The organism is Cytobacillus sp. MT66, from assembly GCF_058792595.1.
Window position 1 is genome coordinate 1 of sequence record NZ_JBXAFB010000052.1, and the last position, 786, is coordinate 786.

The following is a 786-nucleotide window of genomic DNA, read 5'->3' on the forward strand; positions in this document are numbered from 1 at the left end:
CCCACTCGCAAAAGGGTTCACCTATATAGGCATATGTTAGTGCCATAATGATCTGGGCTAAAATAAAAGATTTCCATCTTCTAAAATATTGATATAACAACATGTAAGCTACAGGTACCATTGAAAAATCAAAAGGAAAGGCCCTAGGAATAAAAGGTAGGAATGCAATGGGGTAATCCCAAAAACTGTATTGTGCACCAACTACATCTAATAAGGTTGTTGTCAAGATAATTATGGTACCAAATAACAAAATTTCTAAAATAATGTCTCGTTTAACAAGTTTAGCCCATATAACCCAAGGCACAACTAAAAAAACGACTAGTATCCACCATTCCCAAGTTAAAAACTCATTTTTTAGCCAACCATTTAATTCTAAATGATAGAGCTTATCTTCTAATAAACGTATTTCCTTAAGATTTTCAAATATATTATCTATTGATATCACCTCTATATTTAAATGAAAAGGTAACAGATTTTTTTGAATTCAAACTCTTTGAGCTGCCTTTTTAGTATTACCGTTTTTTAGTAATGAATTTCCATCGTAAATAAGAAAAAACCCATGTTGGAAGTTCTTATAATACACGGGTTTTCGACTTTTTTTAATAAGTCAGAAATATATTAAAAACAAAGTTAAATCTAGATTTAAGATAGAACAATAAAAACAGGATACATCAACTTATAATAATGGAGAAAGCAGACGAGCACCTTGTGAGGTACCTTAGTGGAATAAAGGTAAAAAAATGCCGTAGTTTTCATTTTACTTAAAAACCAAGTATTCTTATTTTA

1 protein-coding gene is annotated in these 786 nt (G+C 30.2%); it reads right to left on the bottom strand.

What is annotated here, in order from left to right; all coding sequences use genetic code 11:
• Positions 1–445: CBO0543 family protein (locus AC1Q59_RS24775; RefSeq protein WP_492368529.1), on the bottom strand; the 445-nt coding region annotated here is incomplete at its 3' end.
• Positions 446–786: the final 341 nt, after the last annotated feature.